This is a genomic window from Flavivirga sp. 57AJ16, assembly GCF_028736925.1.
Classification (GTDB): domain Bacteria; phylum Bacteroidota; class Bacteroidia; order Flavobacteriales; family Flavobacteriaceae; genus Flavivirga.
Window position 1 is genome coordinate 238770 of the sequence record NZ_JAQZAT010000001.1, and the last position, 24849, is coordinate 263618.

Genomic DNA, 24849 nt, shown 5'->3' on the forward strand with positions numbered 1-24849 from the left:
GTCTCTTTATTTTTTAGGAATGCAACGAATCGTGATCTAAATGCATTTTCATGCCTTCATGAGATTGAACAAATCCTAAATCGTTATAAAATTTAATGGCCTTGGGTCTTCTTTTATCAGTAGTTAACTGTAATAGATGTGCTTTTCGTTCTTTCGATCTTTTAATCGCCCATTCAAACATTTCTTTTCCAATGCCCAATCCCCTTTTATCTTTTTTAATTCGAACAGCTTCAATTTGAGCCCTAATGCTACCTCGGTAAGTTAGGTACTGGATAAATGTGAGCTGTAAAGTTCCAACAATTTCGGAATTTACATCTTCTACGACCATTAATTCCTGATTTTCATCTGAATTAATTTTATTAAATGCTTCTATGTATTCGGGGGCTAAAGACCCCTGAAAATATTCTCTTTGCTTTCCAAGTTCATCATCAACAAGCATCTCTATAATGGGTAGGACATCTTCCCTTGTTGCCTTTCTAAATTTCATATACTCGGTTTTAATCGTTACCTAATGTAAATATAACAACTTACAAATTGGTATCATGATGATTTTGAATGAATATATCTAAACTTTACACCCCTAATGCGCTCAATAATGCTTGCTTATAAGTTCTGCCAATAGGAATCTTATTGGCTTTTACAAAAATGGTGTTACCCGAAAGCTTATCTACAAACTTGCTGTTTATAATGTATGATTTATGGACTTGAATAAAATGAGTTTCGGGAAGTTTTACTGTCCAGTTTTTTAACGAGTCTATATAGGATAGTTTTTGGGTTTCTGTTACTACCGTGATATAATTTCTATCTGATTCAATGTATACTATAGAACCCAAAACAAGTTTATGAAGTGTCTTATCAACATTTAAAAAGATCGTTTCCTCAAGATCTTCTTCCAATATATTTTTTGGCACCTCTATTCTATTCTTTGCTTTATTGATAGCTTTTAAAAAGCGATCGAAAGAAAAAGGCTTTACCAAATAATCAACAATAGTTGGTAATTCAAAACTGCTTACCGCATACTCCGGATATGCGGTGGTCATTATTATTGCTGGTGGATTTTTAACCGTTTTTATAAAATCCAGCCCAGACATGTCCGGTAGGTTGATATCTAAAAAAATGATATCTACCTTACTTATATTTAAAAACGAATTCGCTTCAATGGCTGCTTTAAAGGTTTCAATTAAACTAAGGTTAGGTATTTTACCTATAAAATTCTTTAAGATTTTTTGAGCAGGAATTTCGTCTTCTATAATAATACAATTTATCATGTCTGTTTTAATGCCGTTAATAATTTGACTGTTGTAAAGGTCTCGATTGCGCTCGACCAATATGATTAAGTTAAGATTTTAATGTCATGATGCGTGTCCTAACCTTTTATTATAAATTAAGCTTTAAATACACTTTAAAATTTTTGCCTTTATCGATTCTAAATATATGCCTATCCTTATAAATAAGCGCTAGCCTTTTTTCTAAGTTTTGTAAACCAATTCTAAAATCGGTTGTACTTACTTTTTCTTTATCATAATCATTTTCACAAACACATTCCAAAATACCGTTTTCAACCTTAATAAAAATAGAAACATCACTATGCAGTACACTGTGCTTAAAAGCATTTTCTATAATGGTAATTAAAAGCAATGGGGCTATTTGATGACTATAAGAATCTATATTCTTTTTATAACTGACCTGCTTTGTCCCTTCTGTTCTTAGCATTTGGAACTTCATATAATTATCTATAAACCTAATCTCTTTTTCTAAAGAAATTGTTTTAGAATTGCTTTCGTACAATACATGCTTAAGATTATCGGATAACATTAAAATCATCTCTGGAACTTCCTTTGGGTTTTCTAATGCATATGAATAAATAGTATTCAGATTATTAAACAACACATGTGGATTTATCTGCGATTTTAAAAATTTCAATTCCATTTCGACATGCTCTTTTTTAATAGCTTCAATCTCATCCTCTTTATCAATAAAGCGATATAGAATCCATATAAAAGAAAGAAAAATCAAAGGCACCAGTGACTGCCATAAATAGTCGCTTAAACATTTAATAATAGTACACCCGCACTTAGCAAATGAATAGCAATATAACTGCGTTGCCAAAAAGGAAATTGTGGCAAATACAAGCGTATAGAGCAAGTACATTTTTTTCTTAACAAAAAAAGGAAGCAATAAAAAATGATTCCCGTAAACTATAATAACTAAAAGTGTGAGATATTGAAGAAAGGGATTTTCCTTCCAATAAAAATCTGAAAACAAAAACAGGGATACAAATACAAACAACATCCAAAATAGGATATGAACTAAAATTTGCGAGCTATGTTTTTTTACAAAAGTCATTGTTTACTAAATGATACCAATTTGAGTATAAAATGTCGTATTAAAGCCGATGTTATTTTTAAATTTAAAAACGCTGTGATTAGATTGCATAGTGTTGCTACGGAATTTATGAACAAGGCTTTTAAATTTAAAAAGAGCGAGTCGACATGCAACATTTTATATTCAAATTGGTATGAGTCCAATGAAAGTAAACAGAAAAGCTATAACTATCAAAAAATATGTACAAAAATCAGTTTTGTAGTTACAAACGCCAAAAACGTAGTTTGTAAACAGACCATGATCGTTTACATCATTAATTAAAATATTTTTTGTAGTGAAAGTAACGCTCGAACCAACCCCTAAGTGCTTTTTATACAGCCTCCTTAAATTGGTTTAAACAATATTCATTTTCTTCAAAAGAAAGGAAGCATTCATATTTTGACAAATTCCAACTTTTAATTTATAATCAAAGTGAAGCTCATCATTGATAATTTCGGCATCGAAATAATAATTTTTCACACCTTCCAATGCTTGTTCAATTTCACATAAGCTTAAATCGTGCGTAGCAATAATTCCTGTAGCGTTTGATGCGACTAGTTTTTCCACAAATTTTCTGGAACCTATAGCCTTATCGGTACTATTTGTGCCTTTTAAAATTTCATCTAAAACGATAAAATAAGGTTCTCTTTCAATGGCATCCACGATATATTTTAAACGTGTTAATTCTGAAAAGAAATACGAACTATCATCTGTTAAGGAATCTGTTGTTCGCATGCTGGTAATTAATTTAACTGGTGAATATTCACTTGCTTTAGCACAGATAGGAAGTCCGACATTAGCCATGACAATATGCAAAGACACTGTACGTAAAAATGTACTTTTCCCTGCCATATTTGCCCCAGTCACAATAAAAAACTGCTCACGCTCTATCGTTAAATCACTATCTACACGTTTGTTCTTGTCCAATAAAGGGTGTCCTAAACGATTCGCATTAATAACCGCCCCCTTTTCCTGTATTTCCGGATATATAAAATCTGGGTGATTAAAGGCAAAATTCCCTAATGAATTATAAGCATCAAAAAACGAGACAACTTCAAACCAATCGGCTACCTTATTCGCATATTGTTCCACCCATTTCTCTATTTTATAACTATTTTTTATATCTGTTAAAAACAGCCCATTGCCAAAAATGGCACCTATAATATTATTTCTATTGTCTAAGGCATCTAAAGATTTTGAAAGCTTTTTAAAACTATGAGAAGCTTTTTCTGTATCTAATTGAATTTGTCGTTGTTTCTGTTGCAATAATTCTGAAGTAAACGTTTCATGCTCTATTAAATCCAATAACAGCGCATATTGACGAAACGTGTCTTTAACCCTATCTGTATTTGAAGACAGCACATTCGTTTTTTTAACATAAATACCAGTAACCCCGAGCCCTAAAAGCAGCCAGTACCCAATAAATTCCGGGTTTATAAAATTTAAAACCGTGAATCCCAATATGACCATTGAAAATATAACAAAGGTTATTGGTAACCATCGCATCATTTTTGGTAAAAAAGAGTCATAATTTTGTAACCAATTTATAATATTCTTTGCAGGTGTTTCAACTTCTACCAAGCTTGATGTCGCCGAATAATATTGCCTCCATTTGGGTTTAGAACTTAGTTCCTTTATAGCTTCTTGGCGTAATTTAACGGCATCAATGTCGTTTGCTTTTAAGGTATCCGCCAGTTCTTGAGCGCCTTCTTTAATGGTTGTTCTGTTTATAAATTGGAAAAAAGAACCACGACCAAACAAATCAATATCCAAACTGTAAAAGTGATTAGGGTCTTGAAACTGCAAACCCTTATCCCGTTCGTGAAAATCGCCGGAAGCTATTTTAATTTCTTCTTTGTTTATTTCAACTAAAGCTTTATTGAAGTTTCTTTGTAATTTTATATCGGTGTATTTTGATAACAAATAAACAAATACAGCAATCCCTACCATAGCAATACTGATAGCAACCTGCCAATGCCCAAACGCAAAATAGATACCAAATCCTGTTGTAAAAAACACTAGCAACCTTAACATACTTAAGGCTGTCATTTTTTTGAATAATCTTTGAGCTTCAGATTTATATTTTTCCGAATGTTGTTTATAATATGATATTGGGCTATCCATTTTTAATTTTGATTTAGATTCCCGCGCTCGCGAGCATGCAATGTCATGGGGAATCTCGAAACATTTTTTAGAAATGTTTTTTGCAAAAAAACAAAAGAGACTCTCTAAAAAGTAATATGTTTTGTCATTCAGAGCACAGCGAGGAATCTTATATTTTTAAGAGATTCATCATTGAATTCAGAATGGTACTTTTTAGACAGCCTCCCAATTATTTATAATCTTACTATTAGTCTCGGCTTCCAAATACCTGAAGTCCCCAATATACTAAAGATGCTAAAGCACCAATAGCGGCAACTAAATAGGTTCTTGCTGCCCATTTGAGCGCTTCTTCCGAACCAGCATATTCTTGCTGAGATACCATATTTTTGTTTTTTAGCCATGCCAAAGCACGGTTACTAGCATCGTATTCTACAGGGAGTGTTATAAAACTAAATAAGGTCGCAAATCCCATCATTACTAAACCGGCAACTGCTACATAATACCCAAATCCTAAACCGGCCGCAGCCCCCAACATTAAGCCCCCAATCACGACCCATTGGGACATCCCTGATGTGACACTTACCACTGGAACCAACGTAGATCGCATTTGTAACCAACTATAGGCCTGCGCATGTTGTACAGCATGACCACATTCATGTGCTGCCACGGCTGCTGCAGCCGCATTACGTTGATTATAAACCGCTTCACTTAAATTAACCGTTTTATTTTTCGGATTATAATGATCGGTTAGACGCCCAGGTGTTGAAATAACTTCAACATCAGTAATACCATGGTCCGCCAACATTTTCTCTGCAATTTCGGCACCACTCATACCATTACGTAACTGTACTTTCGAGTATTTTTCGAACTTTCTTTTTAAAGTACTGCTCACTAACCAGCTTACTAAAGCAATAGCCCCTAATAATATATAATATCCTAACATTGTTTTCTTTTTTTAAATTATAAATAAATATAGCAAAAATAACGCCAATGTTGAGTTCTGAAATAATGTCAGTTTTGTAAAACTTTAGTATTCCAGTTAAAAGCTTCTGCTATTTCTCCATAAACGATCTCTCCTTTTACAATATTAAGTCCTTTTGCTAATAAAGGATTCGTATCACAAGCTTTTTTCCAACCCAGATTGGCCAGCTTAATAACATATGGTAAGGTTACATTGGTTAATGCTACCGTTGAGGTGTAAGGTACTGCTCCAGGCATATTGGCAACACAATAATGAACCACATCATCAATAACATAAGTTGGGTCTTCATGCGTGGTTGCTTTGGTAGTTTCAAAACACCCTCCTTGGTCTACTGCTACATCTACGATTACTGTTCCTGGTCGCATATCTTTAAGCATGTCTTTGGTTATTAATTTTGGGGCTTTTGCTCCTTTTATTAAAACGCCACCCACAATCAAATCAGATTCTTTAATGCGTTTTCTAATATTATACTCACTCGAAAATTCTGTAACGACATGATTTGGCATCACATCATTTACATAACGTAATTGTTTCATATTAATATCCATAATAGTAACATGAGCTCCTAATCCAGCAGCCATTTTAGCTGCTTGAATACCAACAACACCAGCTCCTAAAACTAAAACTTTACCTGGTGGCACCCCTGGCACGCCACCTAGCAATACGCCTCTTCCTTTTATAGGTTTCTCTAAATATTTAGCGCCTTGTTGAATAGACATTCTCCCCGCCACTTCAGACATAGGGATTAATAACGGCAAAGCACCGTTAGTATCCTCAACCGTTTCATAAGCAATACAAATCGCATTACTTTTTATCATAGCTCTTGTTAGTGTTTCACTTGAAGCAAAATGAAAATAAGTAAAAACGACTTGATCTGGTTTTATTAGCGTGTATTCTTCTTCTATCGGTTCTTTTACCTTCACGATCATATCACTAGATGCATATACCTCCTCAATGGAATTCAAAATAACAGCTCCAGCTTCTTGATAATCTTCATCGAAAAAGCCGCTTCCGAAACCAGCATTAGCTTGTACATAAACCGTATGACTATTTTTTGTAAGTTCAAAAACACCGGCAGGTGTCATACCCACTCTGTTTTCATTGTTTTTAATTTCAATAGGAATACCAATTTTCATAACTGTAATTTTTAGGTTATTTTACTCCTACAAATTACAATGAAATACAGAAATTAAGATACTAGACTAGGAAGATTGAATGATTTTTATGAATTTAATAAAACTATAAAAGCTATTTTATTAAATAGGAAATCTAGTACCAAAATTTAGCTTCGAAATTATCAAGTTGATTTATTTTTTATGGTATCTAGCTTTAAAATACACCAATAGAAATACAGATACGATGGTAATAGTATTTGCAAAAATTATAGGTGTGCTATTTTTTAGAAAACCATAAATTAACCACATTAAAACACCCACAAAAAAGATAAGTAGCATAGGGAACGATAAACTAGAAACATCTTTGGTTTTCCAAGTTTTATAAACTTGAGGTAAAAAGGCTGCGGTTGTTAAAATTGCCGCTATAAAACCTATTATTTCTGTGTAATTCATTTCGTGTTTTTTATAAATAATACCCGTTCTGCTACAAAGCTGTCATAATGAGAAGGTAGACATGATTATCTTTTTAATTAAAAGCATCTAATTAATTGATAGATTGCCACGTCGTACCTCCTCGCAATGACATTCCATTTGTATCTTCGAGTGTCCCGAACTTATTTCAAGGTGTATCGAGAAAATTTATTGAATGTTCTTAGTACTTAATTCTTTTCAGGAATTTCACTTGAACCGGCCTTAACCTACAATGTTGACAATTTTACCTGGAACGACAATTACTTTTTTAGGTTCGCGTCCCTGTAATTGTTCTTTTGTTTTTTCGTTTTCTAAAACTGTTTTTTCTATATCGTCTTTACTCATATCCAATGGCAACTCGAGTGTAAAACGCATTTTTCCATTAAATGAGATCGGATAATTTTTACTGCTTTCTACTAAATGACTGGCGTCAAATTTCGGAAAGTCTGCCGTTGAAATGGATGTTTCATGCCCTAACTTGTTCCATAACTCCTCAGCAATATGTGGAGCGTAAGGTGATATTAAAATCAACAACGGTTCTAGTATTTCTTTTGAAATACATTTTTGTGCTGTTAACTCGTTTACGGCGATCATAAAAGTAGACACCGAGGTATTAAACGAGAAGTTCTCTATATCTTCTTCTACTTTCTTAATTGTTTTGTGGAGGGTTTTGAGAGCTTCCCTGGAAGCCTCCCCTAGCCCCTCCGAAGGAGGGGAACTTGTAACGTAAAAAGCTCCGTTATCTCCCTGATGGTATAGTTTCCAAAGCTTTTTAAGGAAGTTGTGTACCCCTGTAATCCCAGCAGTATTCCAAGGTTTGTATTGTTCTAAAGGTCCTAAGAACATTTCGTATAGGCGAAGACTGTCTGCACCGTATTGTTCGCAAATGTTATCTGGATTAACGACATTAAACCAACGTTTTGACATTTTCTCTACTTCTCTGCCAACGATGTAATGCCCTGCTTCCAAAATAAATTCAGCATCATTGAATTGCGGTTGCCATTTTTTTAAGGCTTCAATATTAATTTCATCTGAGGCATTAACCATATTAACATCCACTCGAATTTCTTCAACATCATAACTGTCTTTTAATCCTTTAGAAACATATTTATTAGTTCCTGAAATACGATATACTATAGCACTAGTCCCCAAAATCATGCCTTGATTAATCAGTTTTTTTGCAAACTCATCATAAGGTACAAACCCTTTATCGAACATAAACTTTTGCCAAAAACGTGCGTATAACAAATGCCCCGTAGCATGCTCGCTTCCGCCTATATATAAATCTACTTGTTGCCAATAATCAATAGCATCTTTAGAGAAAATCGCATCTTCGTTATGTGGGTCCATATAACGATTAAAATACTGCGAACTTCCTGCCCAGCCTGGCATGGTGTTCAACTCTAAAGCCCCTCCTAGCCTCCCCAAAGGGGAGGAATTCTCAAATTCCTCTTTAGAAACTATTTCGGCTTTATCTCCATACTGTAACCAATGCCACTTTTTAGCATTTCCCAGAGGAGGCTCACCTGTTTCAGTTGGCAAGTATTTATCTACTTCAGGTAGCTCTAGTGGCAAAAACTTCTCATCAATCATTTGTGGCATGCCATTATCATCATAGTAAACCGGGAATGGTTCTCCCCAATAACGCTGTCTACTAAAGACGGCATCACGCAACCTGTAATTGGTTTTGCCTTCACCTTGCCCTAATTGCTCCAACTCATAAATAACGCGCTTAGTAGCTTTTTTATAGTCCATGCCGTTTAAGAAATCACTATTGGCTATAACGGTTTTTTCTTTATCGGCAAACGCTTCTTCAGAAATGTCTACACCTTCAAAAATATTAGGAATCGGAATATTAAAATGTTTTGCAAAATCATAATCACGTTGATCGCCACAAGGTACCGACATCACCGCTCCCGTACCATAACCAGCCAATACATAATCGCCAATCCAAATAGGAATAGGGGCTTTTGTAAAAGGATGTTCAGCATAAGCACCTGTAAATACGCCCGAAATGGTTTTTACATCTGCCATTCTATCACGTTCACTACGCTTTGCTGTAGCTAGGATATAAGCATCAACGGCTTCCCTTTGTTCCGGGGTTGTTATCTGCGGTACCAGTTCGTGCTCTGGAGCCAGGGTCATGAACGAAACCCCGAAAATGGTATCGGGTCTTGTTGTGAAAACGGAGATCCCCCTAACCCCCGAAAGGGGAACTTGCATCCCCCTAACCCCCGAAGGGGGAACTTGCTCACTCTGCTGTAATTTGCTCGCCTCTAAATCACTCTGAATTGATTCTCTTTCTGCTAATTCCTTTTTTATATTTTCTAAAACACTTTCAATATTTCCCAAAACTTCTTCGTTTGTAAAACGGATAACTTTGTAGTAGTCATTTTCAAGAATTTCTGTGCGTTTTGCATCTTCTTCTATTTGGGATTCATGGATTTTTCCATCAACTTCAATAATTAATCGCTTTTTTAAACATACAAAGTCAACAATATAGTCCCCTATTAAATGCTGTTGTCTAAATTTTGCTCCTAGATTTTTGTTTCTAAGCTGCTCCCATAATACTGCTTCCGCCTGAGTTGGATTAGCACGCATCTCTTTAGCTCGTTCCAATAATAAGTGTGAATTATTTCCCCCTGTCATATACCCCGCACGAGTATGCGTACCAGCTTTCTCTTCCCCTTGGGAGAAGGGTAGGATGGGGAACTCTACTTGGGCCCCAACCGACTTTCCAATCCAATTACGTTGGCTTTCTTTTAAAGAATCTGTCCAATCAATAGTATCCAATCCTTGAAGCAAGCGTTCTGCATAGGCAGAAATACGCATACTCCATTGGGTCATTTTTTTACGAATTACAGGATGCCCGCCACGTTCGGACACACCATTTACAATTTCGTCGTTTGCTAAAACAGTGCCTAATGCAGGACACCAGTTTACTTCTGTTTCCGCTAGGTATGTTAATCTATATTGTAATAATATTGTTTGTTGTTTTTCAGGTGAAAACCCTTGCCATTCATCTGCAGAAAACAGTTCGACACCATCATCGCAAACTGCATTCACCTTTGTATTTCCTTCTGTTTCGAAAATGCTTACTAAACCTGAAATATCTTCAGCTTTGTTAGTCTCATTATTATACCAGGATTCGAACAATTGAATAAAAATCCATTGTGTCCATTTGTAATAACTCGGATCTGATGTTCTAACCTCTCGGGACCAATCGAACGAAAAACCTATTTGGTCTAACTGTCTACGATATGTTTTTATATTCTCAGCAGTTGTTACAGCAGGATGCTGTCCTGTTTGAATGGCATATTGTTCTGCTGGCAAACCAAAACTATCATACCCTTGTGGATGCAGTACATTGAAGCCTTTATGACGTTTATAGCGTGCGTAAATATCTGAAGCAATATACCCTAGTGGATGTCCAACATGCAACCCAGCACCACTTGGGTAAGGAAACATATCTAACACATAATATTTTGGTTTTTCGCTATTATTAACAGCTTTAAACGTTTGGTTCTCTGCCCAGTACTTTTGCCATTTGGCTTCAATCTCGTTGAAATTGTATTTCATTACATCTCTTTTATAAGGCTGCAAATTTACGTTTTAAATAGAAAACGGTAAAGGGATTACTTTATGAAGTGGTTTAAATTTTTTTCAATTGGCTGCAACCTGCCGGCAGGCAGGCAGGAACGCTCCTTTTCATCCTTTTTTCGTCTTTTTATTACTTCGTAACGCTGCTATGAAGCGCAAAAAAGGCTTCAAAATGAATAAAAATTAGCTATTTTTCGCTTCAATCAAAAAAGTTCAGACCACTTCTATTAATACATTTGCTTTTGTTACTAATGAACTCATTTAAATTTTTTAGCCAATCCAAAAAGTTTAAATGAGTTCAATATGTGTTTGTAGAATAAATAGAATTACTTTTGATCCCTAATCGTTTTAATCAGCTAAAAATTGCCCATTAAAAATATCTATAAAGCACATGCGGCCCTACTTGGAGCTAATTTAATTTATGGTGTAAACTATATAGTAGCAAAAGGGATCATGCCCGACAAAATTGGTGCTTCGGCTTTTGTTTTTATTCGCCTTTTTTTTGGAACCATTTTATTTTGGGTTATAAAATCTTTTATTAAAGAGAAGGTCGCATCTAAAGACATGCTACGAATAGTTGCTTGTGGTTTATTAGGTGCGGCAGCCAATCAACTTTTATTTTTTAATGGCTTGAGCCTGACATCTCCTATCGATGCCTCCATTATTATGACCTCAACACCTGTATTGGTCTTAATTTTTAGTTTTATATTTCTTAAAGAAAAAATTACCCGCAATAAGGCATTAGGCTCTGCCATTGCTGGTATTGGAGCTGTATTCCTAATCTGGTATGGAAATAACGCAGGAGGAACCAGCTCATTTCTTGGTAACCTTTTTATCTTTTTAAATGCCTCTTCTTATGGTCTTTATTTAGTCATTGTAAAACCACTTATGAAAAAATATCATGCCATTACCATAATAAGCTGGGTGTTTTTATATGGATTTATTTTTATGCTGCCTTTTGGGTTAGGTGATTTTATAACTACAGACTTTACCGCTTTTAATTTGAACACCTATTTAGTGATTGCCTTTGTGGTTATTTTTACTACCTTTCTTGCATACCTGTTTAATATTTATGCTTTAAATTATGTATCGCCTTCGGTAAATAGTAGTTATATTTATTTACAACCGGCAATAAGTTTTATTATGGTAAGTATGTATGCTTACATTTTAATGCAAGACCAGTATTATAAGGATATTAATATCATTAAAATTTTAAGTTGTTTAATGGTGGTATCTGGTGTGTATTTAATTAGTAAAACGCCAAAAAAGTTGGTTTAAACTTTTTATTGTAGACAACAAAGTTGATATGTTTTTGTTTATATAAATAGAGATTGCTTATACTTTATTATTTTTACGTCATCAATCCGTTACTTTATGAGCTCATCATTTGAAAAACATCAAAAACGCAGACTTATCTCATCTTACTTCTCAGTGGTATTAAGTATTGCTTTAGTACTGTTTTTATTGGGTTTATTGGGGATGTTGATTCTAAATGCCAAAAAGGTATCTGATCATTTTAAGGAACAGGTGGTTGTAACCATTTATTTAAAAGATTCTGCCAAAGAAGTTGAAACGAAGCAACTTGAAAAAAGTTTAGCGATGGCAGATTATGTAAAATCTACCGAATACGTATCTAAAGATCAGGCTGCCGAATTTATGAAAGCTGAAAACGGAGAGGATTTCATGGATTTTGTTGGCTATAACCCGTTACAAAATTCCATCGATGTTCATTTGAAAGCTGATTTTGTAACTTCTGAGCATTTAGAGAAAATCTCCGCGGAAGCATTGAACAAAAATTTTGTTGACGAGGTAAACTACGATAATGACTTGGTTAATTTGATGAACGATAATGTAAAAAAGATTAGTTTTTGGGTGCTTATTATAAGTGCTATTTTCACCTTAATTGCTGTTTTACTTATTAATAGTTCCATAAGGTTATCTGTTTACTCTAAGCGTTTTACTATTAAAACCATGCAAATGGTCGGTGCCACAAAACAGTTTATTAGGCTTCCTTTTATTTGGAAAAGTGTTCGCTTGGGGATGATTGGAGCTGTTCTGGCATTAATAGGCATGGCCATTGTTTTATATTATCTTAATAGAACATTTTTAGAACTGGAGTTATTAAGCAACCCTATTTTAATGGCCCTGTTATTTATTTTTGTTTTTGCTTTAGGCATCATTATTACATGGATAAGTACACATTTTGCAACACAGCGTTTCTTGAACCTGAAAACAGATGAACTGTATTAACAATAACATGGATTAAATTTAGATGCTCTTAACATAAAAGTTTTAAATAAAACAGTTACTTTGCACTTAGCTAAAACCCTTGGAGGTGCAAACCTCCAGATATGTTTCGCAAATAGACCATTTAAAAGGATATTATAACTGAATCTAATTAGTTATGGGAGAAAAAAAACGAAAAGAAGAGACTAAAAGTATATTTGTTTTTGGAAAGAAAAACTATAAATTTATGTTTATTGGTTTAGCTTGTCTTGCTTTGGGCTTTATTTTAATGGCTGGCGGTGGCAGCGACGATCCCAATGTTTTTAATCCTGAAATCTTTCACTGGAGACGTATAAGACTTGCTCCTGCCATTATTCTAATTGGATTTGGTATTGAGATTTATGCTATTTTATTAAATCCTGATAAATAAAATTTAAAACTTTCTAAGTTTAGCTATTCCAATTTTAATATTTTTGCGCCCATGGATATAATCGATGCAATTATTTTAGGTATTATTCAAGGGCTTACCGAGTTTTTACCTGTATCATCAAGCGGTCATTTAGAGCTAGGAAAAGCCATTCTTGGAGACAACTCAATTCCCGAAGAAAGTTTATTATTTACAGTAGTACTCCACTTTGCCACAGCTTTAAGTACTATGGTTGTTTTTAGAAAAGATATTTTGGATCTTATTAAAGGAACCCTAAAATTTGAATGGAATGAAGATTTACAATTCGTTTCAAAAATTATAGTATCTATGGTACCTGCCGTTATTGTAGGGTTATTTTTTGAAGAACAATTGGAACAACTTTTTGGAAACAATATTTTACTGGTAGGTTGTATGCTGATCATAACAGCTATTTTGCTTTTTTTAGCAGACAAAGCCAAGGACACTAATAAAAAAGTATCTTTTAAAAACGCCTTTATTATTGGAGTTTCTCAAGCTGTCGCTATGCTGCCAGGTATTTCACGCTCTGGGGCCACTATTTCAACGTCCGTACTATTAGGAAACGATAAAACAAAAGCGGCCCGCTTTTCCTTTTTAATGGTCGTACCCCTAATTTTCGGTAAAATTGCCAAAGATATTTTTAGTGGTGATTTAACTTATAATAGTGGAAACTTTACCTCACTATCTATTGGCTTTATTGCTGCCTTTATTGCTGGGTTATTCGCTTGTACTTGGATGATTTCTTTGGTAAAAAAGAGCAAGTTAAGTTACTTTGCCATTTACTGTATTATTGTTGGTATTATTGCCATTGCATTTTCATTATTAAATTAATAGGATGATTACGAAAGAGGACTATCTTTCTGGACAGGTCTTGTTAATAGACAAACCTTTAAACTGGACTTCCTTTCAAGTGGTCAATAAATTGCGTTGGGAAATCCGGCAAGCTTTCAACATTAAAAAAATAAAAGTAGGGCATGCTGGGACTCTTGACCCTCTAGCGACAGGGTTATTGGTTATTTGTACGGGTAAAATGACCAAGCAGATCGATACCTTTCAAGGACAAGCTAAAGAATATACAGGAACTATTGTTTTGGGCAGTACAACACCGTCTTATGATTTAGAAACTGAAATTAACGAAACATTCCCTACTGGTCATATTACCGAAGCATCCGTGCTTGCTACAACGAAACAATTTATTGGGGATATTCAACAATATCCACCTGTTTTTTCTGCATTAAAAAAAGACGGGAAGCGATTATACGAATTTGCCAGAGCTGGCGAAACCGTTGAAATAAAACCAAGAACCGTGCATATTTCGGAATTCGAAATTACAAAAATTGATACTTCGGCCGCGCTCAGTACTGGCTCGATAAATATTGATTTTAGAGTGGTTTGTAGTAAAGGCACTTACATTCGTTCTTTAGCAAACGATTTTGGCAAAGCATTAAATTCTGGAGCACACTTATCTGTGCTAAGACGCACTAAAATTGGTGATTTCCATGTTGATAATTCGGTTACTATTGAAAATTTCATCAAGAATCTTGATTCGGAATAATTATTGATAGTTACTTAGCAAGAAAATAGTTTAGACATAAAATCTTATAAAAACAATAAATTATTAATACTTTTCTTATTTATTTATGCTGTTTTAAACTTTTTACTGCATTTTATCGTATATAAAGTGTATTTTGCCGTATATTACATTGAATAACTCTCAAGGATTAGACACGATTTGAACTTAACAAATCAACATAAAGCCCTATTGATTACTTTCTTTATTACAGGAACGGTGATTATGTCTGTATTTAATCTAAGCCTTAAAAAGCAGGACAAATTTGCTTCGGAAAGCTATTATGAAATAGAACCCGAAAAAGAGCTAACTGAAGAAGAAATCAAAGTATTGGAAGCTTTAGAGAAACTAAATGGAAGTAAGGCAGAAACAAATAAAGCTTTTAACGAAACAAGCAAAAACAAACATTTTGCTGAAGCTTTTAAACCTATTGCCCCTCCCGAAGATTATGTACCAAAATCCCATAGTGATTCAGAGGACGCGGAGTCTTATACTAAAAAGTATGAAGCCACCAATGATTCTAAAGTAAATCAAGACGAAATATCATCATTTAGTAAAGTAAATGATTTATTGAAAAAACAGCAACAAAGTGGGGCCAACACTAAAAGTACAATTAGTTTTTCGTTAGTGGATAGAGACAAAATATATATTCCTATTCCTGTTTATTTATGTGAGGTCGATGGTAAAATAGTTGTAAATGTTACAGTTAATGAAAACGGAAACGTTATAGATGCGTATATAAACACCTCTTCAACTTCAAATAACGAATGTCTTATAGAGCACGCCTTAGAGTATGCCAAAGATTCTCAATTTAGCAAAAGCCCTACAAAGAAAAAACAATTAGGAACTATCACCTTTCACTTTATAGGCAAACACTAGACTGCAATTCGCAAAGTATATCGATTAAATCGCCTATAATATTTTGTCCCTTATTGGCATTATACCAATGTTGTAGATCTTCTTTAAATTCAGGAGTCAACTGGCCATGTTTTGCCTTGAATCTATTAACATAATTAGTCGCTTCACTTGGTCTTGGCCCGTATGTACCAATAACTTTCCCTGTATTATTGTCCAACATGATCAATTTGGGAATGGCCTTGCTACCATGAGTTAAAAAGGCATCCATTAATTCAGGATTTTCGTCACGAAGTACCACTCTAAAATCAATATTGTCATTTAATTCAGAGACTTTGTTCAGAACAGGTACAATATGCGCAGCATCACCGCACCAACTTTCTGTAATGACCAACCAGGTAATTGGTTCTTTAAAAGCTGCTATCTTATTTAAGGCTTCATCGGTTACTTTAATAGTTTTATCCCAACGGTTCATACGTCGGTCATTAAGCTTTGTATAATTAGCTAAAGCTTCTGTTTTTTCATTTCCAGTAGTCGAATTGTCTTTGGCCAATTGCTTTACCAAAGCCCTATAAGCTTGATAAGAAATACTTTTATCTAAACTATTTTTAATAATGATGTCCATAATCTTCTTTTAATGAATACCACAAAATTAGCATCTTGATTTTTTAATTAAGATGATATTTGTCATACTTTTACGTGAAACATTACGAGATTTTCATGAAAACAAAACATAAATGCAATTGGTGTGTTGGGGATGATCTATACGAGGCGTATCATGATGAAGAATGGGGCAAACCTATTTATGATGATGACACCCTTTTTGAATTTTTAATTTTAGAAACGTTTCAAGCTGGCCTAAGCTGGATTACTGTTTTACGAAAACGTGAAAACTTTAGAAAAGCATTTGATCTTTTTGATTATAAAAAGATCGCCCGTTACAAACAGGATAAGATTGACTTACTGCTGCAAGACGCGGGCATTATTAGAAATAAACTAAAAATAAACGCCACAGTTACCAATGCACAAGCTTTTATGAAAGTTCAAGAAGACTTTGGCAGCTTTAGCAAATATATTTGGGGTTTTGTAAACGGAAAACCTATAAAAAATAGCTTTAAAAGCTTAAAAGAAGTTCCTGCCAATACGCCTTTAAGTGATACTATTAGTAAAGATCTAAAAAAACGGGGCTTTAAATTTGTAGGTACCACCGTTGTTTATGCCCATATGCAAGCTACGGGCATGGTAAACGATCATGTAACGGATTGTTTTAGATACAATGAGATCTAGTTTCTTATAACTATCCTAATATATCGATCTGGTCTTCAATTTTTTTAATACGCTGTTTCCAAACTTTATTTAAAAAATAAACTTATATAGCAATCGTAATAATAAAAAACACGGAACAAGTCCAAAGGAGAGGGATCGTTTTATATCCAACGTTAAACGAATTTAGCTTAAAGTTTTTATAAATACCCTAAAAAAGCAGCTCTTGAAATCTCTTCAGCTCCCAAACTTTCCAGATGATTCGTGTATATTTGACAATCTATAAGTTTATAATGCGTATTTTGGATAAACGTGATAAAACCCACTTTACTGGCATTACTTTCTTTAGCAAACATACTTTCTCCACTAAATACATTATTACCTAAATCGACGCCATAAAGTCCACCAACTAAAGCATCATCTTTCCAAACCTCAATCGATTTTGCATAACCTAGTTCGTAAAGCTTTATATAGGCATCCCTCATATGCTCTGTAATCCAGGTGCTTTCTTGGCCATCCCTCTTTATTTTGGCACATAACGTGATCACTTCTTTAAAAGCCTTATTAACAGTAACAGTATAATGCCTATTGCGCAAAACCTGTTTCATACTTTTTGATATTCTTAATTTATCTGGAAATAGTACAAAGCGAGGGTCTGGGGACCACCACAAAATAGGTGCTTCACCTTCAAACCACGGAAAAATGCCTCTTTGATAGGCATACACTAGACGCTCAACAGATAAATCACCTCCTATAGCTAATAAACCATCTTCGGTAGCTTCATTGATATCTGGAAACCAGATATTTTGTGTTAGGTATTGCATTATCGTTTTATTTTAAAAATAAAAACCTCCAAGTTTCAATAAACAAAGAGGTTTGTATCATAAGATTCCCGCCTTTGCGGGAATGACAATTAAAAAGGGAGATCGTCGTGATCGTCTTCTTTTAAATCTCCAGCAGGCTCAAAAGCATCTGCTGGTGGCACTGGCGGTAAATTTTCACCTGAAGCTTCAGCTTGCAAAGCTTCAATTCTCCAACCTTGAATAGAGTTAAAATATTTAGTTTCTCCTTGTGGGTTCACCCACTCTCTACCTCTTAGATTAATGCTAATCTTAACTTGTTGGCCTACCTGATAACTGTTTAACAATTCCGTTTTGTCCTGAACGAACTCCACCATAATATGCTGTGGGTACTGCTCTTCTGTAGTTACTACAATCTCTCTCTTTCTAAACCCATTACTCCCAAAAGTTTGAGTTTCTCCTATCATTTTTATTCTTCCTTGAACTTCCATTAATTATTATTTATATCTATTTAAATTTAACTTAGCAATATTTTCCAAGCACTTTCAATGTCACCAAAACTCAGGTAATTACGTGCCAACTTATGTTTTTGTCTATGAGTAGCCGTTTTAATATTCGAATACCGTTTCCCTAAATCTTCAACAAAAAGCTTTACGCTCTCAGCTGTGGGCAACGCTTCTATATTAGCCAGCATCCCTAAATCATTTCCGGTTAAAACCATACTGTTTTTAACATGGTCCGGAAAATTATCAACACCAATTCCTAATGTTGACAATGGTTTTGGTATCTCAAAAAAGCCTTTTTTAGCACGCGTATAATAACTACCACCTGCCCTTGCGACCAAATCTAGCTTTTGCTGATTTATAATACCATTTTCATCAAGCACATCGTTATCTATATGAAATTTAACAACTTCACAAATAATTAAATTTCCTGCACCTCCTTCTTGTCCTAACTTAACAATGTCGTTCACCTTGCATTCAAACTGTATTGGTGCTTCTGCAACACGAAATGGTTTAACAATATCTGATTTTAACATAGTTAATCCCGATTTGTCAAACTCATTAACTCCTTCAGGGTATTCCGTACTGCTTAACGACATTTGATGAACCATATCGTAATTCACCACATTAATAACCACTTCTTTTGTCGCTTCAACATTTTGCAATGTATGCTTTGTTGTATTGTCCCTAACACGTCTCGCAGGCGAAAATATCATAATAGGCGGATTCGCGCTAAACACATTAAAAAAACTAAATGGTGACAAATTTGGCCTTCCATTTATATCTACTGTACTTGCAAAAGCAATTGGTCTCGGTGCAACGGCACTCAATAAATAACCATGTAGTTTACTGGTAGATAAGCTTTTTGGCTCAAACGATGTCATTAACTTTTTTTAGTTTCAACAAAACTAATTAAAAAAATCGTTAAAACTTAATCTAGTGGTTATTATTAGTTTACCCACTATAAAAATAAATAATTTATCCCATCTGAAAAAAAATGCAAACAAATACCTTGTTCTACTAAAAACCAATTTACTAACATCTTGAACAATAATTTTAAGAGATTTGCATTATATTACAGGTTCAATCTGATTATTAATGATTTTCACAAAACATGGTAACGCATTTCGTTGGATTATTATAATAGCGTCTTTCGTTATTGTTTCTCTTATTTTATGGAAAACCTATGAGTTTTTTCAACACTTTAAAGAGGAAGAGCGCACCAAAATGGAAAATTGGTCTTTGGCTCAAAATGAAGTGATCAATTCTGATGTTGATTCTAACATGGGGGAACTTACATTACAGGTCTTAAGCAGTAACAAAACAACTCCAATGATCCTTATAAATGAAGATGGGAGTTTAGGAACTTATAATAATATAGATGCTACCAAAATTGCTGATCCTTTATATGTTAAAAAACTGATTTTAAGATTTAAAAAAGAGAACAGCCCTATTCCTATAAAAATAGGAAACAGTATTGTTAGTACTATTTACTACGGAAATTCCCCCTTGCTGAACAAATTAAAATACTATCCACTAGCACTGTTACTTATTGTCGTTCTGTTCGGTGCTGTTATTTTCTTTTTTTATAGCAGTAACAAGAATGCCACCCAAAACAAATTATGGTCTGGTATGGCCAAAGAGACGGCCCACCAGATAGGAACCCCTTTATCGTCTTTAATAGGTTGGACAGAAATTTTAAAAAGCGAACATGTTAATCCAGATTATATTGCTGAAATTGAAAAAGATGTAGACCGATTACAAACCATTACCGAACGCTTTAGTAAAATTGGCTCCCTACCTACTTTAGAAGTCACCGATATTATTAAAGAAACTATAGATTCTTACGATTATTTAAAAGCTAGGTCTTCAAACCTTATAGACTTTGAAATTATAACCCCTGAGGGAGATATTCCCGTAAATCTTAATAAACAATTGTACAGTTGGTGTATTGAAAATCTGGTTAAAAATGCTATTGATGCTATGAAAGGCAGAGGGAAGATTATCATTGAAATTTCTCAACTAGAAGACAATATAAAAGTTAGCATTACTGATACTGGAAAAGGGATCGCTAAAAAAGATTTTAATAAAATTTTTACCCCTGGGTACACTACAAAAAAGCGTGGCTGGGGATTAGGTTTATCGCTTACCCGTCGCATTATAGAAGATTTTCATAATGGAAAAATAAAGATTCTACAATCTCAAAAAGAAAAAGGAACCACTATACAAATTAGTTTAAAATGTGCTCCATGATTATGTCTGAAAAACTAGTTACCATAAAAGAAGTCGTATTAAAAAATAACTGCCCCGAATGTTATAATAATGAAGGCTTGCGCTTAATTTTTAAACAAAAAATAATTGACACTAAGCTTTATAGATCCACGACTTCCCAAATGAGTCATGAAATTGCCTGTAAAACATGCCATAACATTATTTATCCAGTAAAATGGACAGATGATATTGAACGTGTTTTCGAATATCAGAAAAAAGCATTTGTTCCCCAAAAGTCATCAATCTATTTAAAGAAAACATCATGGATTGCTATTATTTTAGCTATTATTATAGCTATTGCTGTCATCCTGATAGTCGTGTATCCTAATTTATAATTGCGCTTTGATAGCTTCTGCCAAGTTTTGGAATTCTTCTGTTGAAAGTTTCACCTTTTTAATAAAACGCGCATCTTCCATAGTATGTAATGGAATTAAGTGTACATGTACATGTGGGACCTCTAAACCAATAACAGACACCCCCACTCGCTTACAGGGTATGGCCTTTTCTATAGATAGAGCAACATGTCTTGAAAAGCTCATTAAGCCACTGTAAGTAGCTTCATCTAAATCAAAAATTTTATCAACCTCTTGTTTAGGAATACAAAGGGTATGTCCTTTACTATTTGGGTTAACATCTAAAAATGCTAAAAAGTCGTCTGTTTCGGCAACTTTATAACAAGGGATTTCTCCGTTAACTATTTTTGTGAAAATTGAAGCCATATCTTAGAGCGTGTTTTTGTTAGCATTTCTCGTCATCACTTCACCAAGTCTAATATGACGTGAGGAATATCAATTATCTGGAAATTTCTATGATATCAAATTTCATAACCCCATTTGGCACTTGAATTTCAGCAACATCTCCAACAGATTTACCAAGTAACCCTTTCCCAATGGGAGAATTTACAGAAATTTTGCCCGAAGCCAGATCTGCTTCACCATCGGCCACCAAGGTATAATTCATTTCCATGCCATTGGTCTGGTTTTTTATTTTGACTTTAGATAACACTAATATCTTAGAGGTATCCAACTGAGATTCATCAATAACACGAGCTCCAGCCAAGGCATCTTCTAATTTAGAAATACGCATTTCCAACATTCCTTGCGCTTCTTTAGCCGCATCATATTCGGCATTTTCACTTAAATCACCTTTATCCCTAGCTTCAGCTATCGCTTTAGAAGCCTTTACACGCTCCACATCTTTTAGCTGTTTTAGCTCTTCTCTTAATTTTTTTAACCCTTCTGGTGTATAGTATGATACTTTACTCATGACTTCATCGTTTTACTTTATAAAAGATGCTGAAAACACACGTCGACATTGCTCGGTGCAAGAGTTCAGCATAAAAAAAATCCCGCTTACACGAGATTGTATAACAAAAGTACAAAATTTTTAGTTAAATATTTATAAATGCTTTAAAAGTACTTTACCTCAGACTTTAGAATTAAAATAAATATACCCTGAGGAAATACACAAAATATTTAACTCAATTTGCTTTTTGTTGTAAATTGCATACTTAATTTTTAGAACTATTATGAAATCCTTTTTCTGCCTTATTGCCCTCATTATTTTATCATCTTGCAGTAAAAACTCTGTTGATAATGAAAATTGTAAATTTTTATTAGACTTAGGGGTCAACCTTAATATCAATCTTAGCTTACCACAATATAGTCAATTGCCCTTTGCAGGAAACTCCGTATATATAGAGAATGTGGGAAATGCGGGAATTATCGTTGCCAGTACGGGTAATGATTTTTTTGCATGGGATGCCAGTGACCCAAATCATGCCCCCAGTGCTTGTTCAGCGCTTGTCCCTTCTGGACTAAATGCTACTTGTGGCTGTGATGATAAAAATGAATATAGTTTAGTTACCGGACAACCACTAGGAAGTGATGACTTGCCATGTGGTTTAAAAAACTATAGAGTAGAAAAAAACGGAAATAACCTCTTAATATTTAATTAACACCTCCCCTAACCCCTCCAAAGGAGGGGAATTGAAGGATTTATTTTTTTATAATTTTAGTGTCATACCTAATAAGAAATTAGTGGTGGCCTGTGGGTAATAAAAATTCTCGGTCACTGGTGCATCAGAGGATCCTACAGGTCTATAATAATAACTGTAGGTATAACCGTTAGAAACATACTCTGAATTAAATAAGTTGTTCACTAACAAATTAAGCCCTATTTCTTTAATCCATTTTGGTTTCATTTTATAAGATACATTTAAATGATTCACAAAATAGGCATCCATGCTTTTGTCGTCACTGGATGTATTATCTAAATACTGCTTCCCAACATATTTGGACAATAATGCAATACTTCCATTTTTAACCGGGGCATAGGTTAATGTGCTTCCAAAAATAACACTTGGAGAAAAGGAAATATCGGTATCTTCAAATGGTGTGACTACAGGCTCATAAGAAACGCTTTCAAATGTATTTGGATCATATTGCGTATCATAAATAACATAATCGAATGCTTTTATTTTATTTTGACTGAGCGTAGCATTCGCATCAACCCTAAATTGATCGGACACTTTATAGCCCGTTTGTAATTCTATTCCTGCTCTATAACTCTTTGAGACATTTTGTCTAATAGGATCTCCTACATCGTCTAAATCCCCTGTTAAAACCAGCTGATCGTTATAATTCATATAATACAGATTGGCAGTGGCATAAAAGCTTGCCTTTTTTAGTTTGTAACCAAACTCAAGATCATGCAATTGTTCTGATTTTGGACGTACCGGGTTTTTGGTCAAATCATCTCTATTCGGTTCTCTGTTGGCAATAGCATAAGAACCATAAATACTATTATAATTATCTATGGTATATGTTAATCCTATTTTAGGATTGAAAAAATTATACGATTCCTTTACATTAATATTTAATAGGTCTGAGCTGGTTCCAACAGATTCATAATTTACGCTTCTATATTGTAAATCTAAAAGCGCAAATAAATGGTTTCCAATATTATATTCTGCTTTTGCATAGGTATTAAAATCTGTTTTATCCCCATAGCTAAAATAGTAGTTACTTCTAATCGGTATCGAAGCGGCAAATGAATCCCAAATAACCTCACCAAAATGATCGCCCTTATACGTATTATAACCACCCCCTAGATATAAGTTTAGATTATCTTTTGTATAGTTAAAAGAATATACCAGTGCATAAAAATCGTTATCTAACCAACGTCTCCTAACAACATCGCCCTCATCGGATGCGTTTGCATTATTAGGGAAGTAATCGCCTAATGTCTCGCCCTCTTTATACTGCTCAAAATAGCCTTTCCCCCTAGTAAAATTTCCCGAAATATTTGCAGAAAAATGACCGTTAAATCGTTGGGAAAAATGTAACTGATAATGTGTTTGCTCATAATTATCTACCTCATTGTCGTAAGTGTAAAAATTATATGTTCTTCCGGAATTTAATAAATTCTGAGCTTCTTCATCAGAAGGGAAATTTCTATCAATAAAATCCTGTATGCCATCTCTGTCGTTATTTACAACGGCTTCTGGTGTACCATACCAAGACTGATAGGTGACTTCTTTTCCTCCAAAAACAAGGGCTTTTAATGCCGTTTTTTCATTTAAAAAACCAGCTTCCAAATAATAGGAGTTTAAATCTGCGCTTGCTCTATCTATATAACCATCACTTTGAATATTAGACAACCTTCCTTCTGCATAAAAATTATTTTTAAGCCCCGATCCCATGCTAATGTTATGTTTTCTGGTTCCAAAACTTCCAACAGCATGCGTCGTTGTAGCATAACCTTGGGAGGAAGGGTTTAAGGTTTTTAAATTCAGGCTTGCTCCAAAAGCACCCGACCCATTTGTTGATGTGCCTACACCGCGTTGTAGTTGTATGTCTTCTACAGAGGATACAAAATCCGGCATATTAACCCAAAATGTCCCCTGGCTTTCCGCATCATTATAGGGGATACCATTAATAGTTACGTTTACTCGGGTGGCATCACTACCACGCACACGAATCCCTGTATATCCTACTCCTGCTCCTGCATCGCTTGTAGTAACCACCGATGGTAATTGATCTAACAAAATAGGTAAGTCCTGACCTAAATTGATAGATTCTAATTTCTCGTTTGTAATGTTAGTAAAAGCGACTGGCGTTTTATCTTTAGCCCTGGTCGCCGAAAGCAGCACTTCGTCCAGTTTTTCTATTTTAGTAGAATCTTGTTGTTTTTGATTTTCTTGTGCACTGGCGCTGACTGACAACACTAATAGTGTTAAAAAAAGAAATAAATTTTTCATTACGATTATATCTTATAATC

At 34.4% G+C, this 24849-nt stretch carries 25 protein-coding genes; 10 read left to right on the forward strand and 15 right to left on the reverse strand.

Annotated elements, in window-relative coordinates; all coding sequences use genetic code 11:
- Positions 1–13: 13 nt before the first annotated feature.
- The 8 genes from PQO00_RS00990 to PQO00_RS01025 form a co-directional block, all read right to left on the reverse strand.
- A complete protein-coding gene (locus tag PQO00_RS00990) occupies positions 14–487 on the reverse strand; it encodes a GNAT family N-acetyltransferase (protein WP_274182951.1) in 474 nt (157 codons plus the stop codon).
- An 85-nt stretch (positions 488–572) separates the two neighbouring features.
- On the reverse strand, positions 573–1268 hold the full coding sequence (locus PQO00_RS00995; protein ID WP_274182952.1) for a LytTR family DNA-binding domain-containing protein: 696 nt from the start codon (positions 1266–1268) through the stop codon (positions 573–575).
- Between the two features lie 109 nt (positions 1269–1377).
- Positions 1378–2346 (reverse strand): sensor histidine kinase, encoded by a 969-nt coding sequence (locus tag PQO00_RS01000; protein ID WP_274182953.1) that lies wholly within the window; start codon positions 2344–2346, stop codon positions 1378–1380.
- A 372-nt stretch (positions 2347–2718) separates the two neighbouring features.
- Positions 2719–4488, reverse strand: a complete 1770-nt coding sequence (locus PQO00_RS01005; RefSeq protein WP_274182954.1) for a DNA mismatch repair protein MutS — start codon at positions 4486–4488, stop codon at positions 2719–2721.
- Between the two features lie 226 nt (positions 4489–4714).
- Positions 4715–5410, reverse strand: a complete 696-nt coding sequence (locus PQO00_RS01010; RefSeq protein WP_274182955.1) for a zinc metallopeptidase — start codon at positions 5408–5410, stop codon at positions 4715–4717.
- 68 nt (positions 5411–5478) lie between these two features.
- Positions 5479–6585 carry an alanine dehydrogenase gene (ald, locus tag PQO00_RS01015; protein ID WP_274182956.1) on the reverse strand — a complete coding sequence of 369 codons (1107 nt, stop codon included), beginning with the start codon at positions 6583–6585 and terminating at the stop codon, positions 5479–5481.
- Between the two features lie 171 nt (positions 6586–6756).
- Positions 6757–7017 carry a SemiSWEET family sugar transporter gene (locus PQO00_RS01020; protein ID WP_274182957.1) on the reverse strand — a complete coding sequence of 87 codons (261 nt, stop codon included), beginning with the start codon at positions 7015–7017 and terminating at the stop codon, positions 6757–6759.
- Positions 7018–7257: 240 nt separating this feature from the next.
- A complete protein-coding gene (locus tag PQO00_RS01025) occupies positions 7258–10614 on the reverse strand; it encodes a DUF559 domain-containing protein (RefSeq protein ID WP_274182958.1) in 3357 nt (1118 codons plus the stop codon).
- Between the two features lie 384 nt (positions 10615–10998).
- On the opposite strand from PQO00_RS01025, the gene PQO00_RS01030 reads away from it, so the two are divergent.
- The 6 genes from PQO00_RS01030 (at position 10999) to PQO00_RS01055 (ending at position 15755) form a co-directional block, all read left to right on the forward strand.
- A complete protein-coding gene (locus PQO00_RS01030; protein ID WP_274182959.1) occupies positions 10999–11913 on the forward strand; it encodes a DMT family transporter in 915 nt (304 codons plus the stop codon).
- Positions 11914–12009: 96 nt separating this feature from the next.
- The gene (locus PQO00_RS01035) at positions 12010–12885 is read left to right on the forward strand and encodes an ABC transporter permease (RefSeq protein WP_274182960.1); all 876 of its coding nucleotides are present in this window, start codon (positions 12010–12012) and stop codon (positions 12883–12885) included.
- Positions 12886–13039: 154 nt separating this feature from the next.
- The gene (locus PQO00_RS01040; protein ID WP_274182961.1) at positions 13040–13291 is read left to right on the forward strand and encodes a DUF3098 domain-containing protein; all 252 of its coding nucleotides are present in this window, start codon (positions 13040–13042) and stop codon (positions 13289–13291) included.
- A 51-nt stretch (positions 13292–13342) separates the two neighbouring features.
- Complete coding sequence (gene uppP, locus PQO00_RS01045) at positions 13343–14137, forward strand: undecaprenyl-diphosphatase UppP (protein ID WP_274182962.1); 795 nt, start codon at positions 13343–13345, stop codon at positions 14135–14137.
- Between the two features lie 4 nt (positions 14138–14141).
- Positions 14142–14861, forward strand: coding sequence for a tRNA pseudouridine(55) synthase TruB (gene truB, locus PQO00_RS01050; RefSeq protein ID WP_274182963.1), 720 nt, complete (start codon positions 14142–14144; stop codon positions 14859–14861).
- Positions 14862–15068: 207 nt separating this feature from the next.
- Positions 15069–15755 (forward strand): energy transducer TonB, encoded by a 687-nt coding sequence (locus PQO00_RS01055; protein WP_274182964.1) that lies wholly within the window; start codon positions 15069–15071, stop codon positions 15753–15755.
- Here the strand turns inward: PQO00_RS01055 and PQO00_RS01060 are convergent.
- On the reverse strand, positions 15739–16356 hold the full coding sequence (locus tag PQO00_RS01060) for a thioredoxin family protein (RefSeq protein ID WP_274182965.1): 618 nt from the start codon (positions 16354–16356) through the stop codon (positions 15739–15741). The genes PQO00_RS01055 and PQO00_RS01060 overlap by 17 nt on opposite strands.
- A gap of 95 nt (positions 16357–16451) precedes the next feature.
- Here PQO00_RS01060 and PQO00_RS01065 point away from each other — a divergent pair, with 95 nt between their 5' ends.
- Complete coding sequence (locus PQO00_RS01065) at positions 16452–17018, forward strand: DNA-3-methyladenine glycosylase I (protein ID WP_274182966.1); 567 nt, start codon at positions 16452–16454, stop codon at positions 17016–17018.
- A gap of 176 nt (positions 17019–17194) precedes the next feature.
- On the opposite strand, the gene aat is transcribed toward PQO00_RS01065, so the two are convergent.
- From aat to PQO00_RS01080, 3 genes are all read right to left on the reverse strand, one after another.
- The gene (aat, locus tag PQO00_RS01070) at positions 17195–17818 is read right to left on the reverse strand and encodes a leucyl/phenylalanyl-tRNA--protein transferase (protein ID WP_274182967.1); all 624 of its coding nucleotides are present in this window, start codon (positions 17816–17818) and stop codon (positions 17195–17197) included.
- An 89-nt stretch (positions 17819–17907) separates the two neighbouring features.
- Complete coding sequence (locus tag PQO00_RS01075) at positions 17908–18285, reverse strand: DUF3127 domain-containing protein (protein WP_274182968.1); 378 nt, start codon at positions 18283–18285, stop codon at positions 17908–17910.
- 26 nt (positions 18286–18311) lie between these two features.
- Positions 18312–19181, reverse strand: coding sequence for a flavin reductase family protein (locus PQO00_RS01080; RefSeq protein ID WP_274182969.1), 870 nt, complete (start codon positions 19179–19181; stop codon positions 18312–18314).
- Positions 19182–19395: 214 nt separating this feature from the next.
- Between PQO00_RS01080 and PQO00_RS01085 the strand changes: the two genes are divergently transcribed.
- Positions 19396–20550: a PAS domain-containing sensor histidine kinase gene (locus tag PQO00_RS01085; protein WP_274182970.1), complete on the forward strand. Its 1155-nt coding sequence runs from the start codon at positions 19396–19398 to the stop codon at positions 20548–20550.
- Between the two features lie 2 nt (positions 20551–20552).
- Positions 20553–20903: a hypothetical protein gene (locus tag PQO00_RS01090; protein ID WP_274182971.1), complete on the forward strand. Its 351-nt coding sequence runs from the start codon at positions 20553–20555 to the stop codon at positions 20901–20903.
- Here PQO00_RS01090 and PQO00_RS01095 read toward each other — a convergent pair.
- Positions 20898–21287 carry an HIT family protein gene (locus tag PQO00_RS01095; protein ID WP_274182972.1) on the reverse strand — a complete coding sequence of 130 codons (390 nt, stop codon included), beginning with the start codon at positions 21285–21287 and terminating at the stop codon, positions 20898–20900. The two genes, PQO00_RS01090 and PQO00_RS01095, sit on opposite strands and share 6 nt — an antisense overlap.
- 73 nt (positions 21288–21360) lie before the next feature.
- The gene (greA, locus tag PQO00_RS01100; RefSeq protein ID WP_274182973.1) at positions 21361–21834 is read right to left on the reverse strand and encodes a transcription elongation factor GreA; all 474 of its coding nucleotides are present in this window, start codon (positions 21832–21834) and stop codon (positions 21361–21363) included.
- A gap of 262 nt (positions 21835–22096) precedes the next feature.
- Between greA and PQO00_RS01105 the strand changes: the two genes are divergently transcribed.
- A complete protein-coding gene (locus tag PQO00_RS01105; RefSeq protein WP_274182974.1) occupies positions 22097–22525 on the forward strand; it encodes a hypothetical protein in 429 nt (142 codons plus the stop codon).
- Positions 22526–22573: 48 nt separating this feature from the next.
- On the opposite strand, the gene PQO00_RS01110 is transcribed toward PQO00_RS01105, so the two are convergent.
- Positions 22574–24829, reverse strand: a complete 2256-nt coding sequence (locus PQO00_RS01110; protein WP_274182975.1) for a TonB-dependent receptor — start codon at positions 24827–24829, stop codon at positions 22574–22576.
- Between the last annotated feature and the right edge of the window lie 20 nt (positions 24830–24849).